This is a genomic window from Shewanella sp. AS16 (genome assembly GCF_021412365.1).
GTDB lineage: Bacteria > Pseudomonadota > Gammaproteobacteria > Enterobacterales > Shewanellaceae > Shewanella > Shewanella salipaludis.
In genome coordinates, this window is record NZ_JAKCLK010000375.1 from 1 (window position 1) to 284 (window position 284).

A 284-nucleotide genomic window follows, 5' to 3' on the forward strand; every position below is an offset into this window, starting at 1 on the left:
GAGTTTGATGCGATCAAAATTGCTCTGGCTTCGCCAGACATGATCCGTTCATGGTCTTTCGGTGAAGTTAAAAAGCCGGAAACCATCAACTACCGTACGTTCAAACCAGAACGTGACGGCCTTTTCTGCGCCCGTATCTTTGGGCCGGTAAAAGATTACGAGTGCCTGTGCGGTAAGTACAAGCGCCTGAAACACCGTGGCGTCATCTGTGAGAAGTGCGGCGTTGAAGTGACCCAGACTAAAGTACGCCGTGAGCGTATGGGCCACATCGAACTGGCTTCCCC

General features: G+C 52.1%; 1 protein-coding gene. It reads left to right on the forward strand.

Annotation, left to right across the window (positions count from 1 at the left end; genetic code table 11):
• On the forward strand, positions 1–284 hold a 284-nt coding region (locus LZP73_RS20725), incomplete at both ends, for a hypothetical protein (RefSeq protein WP_234236856.1).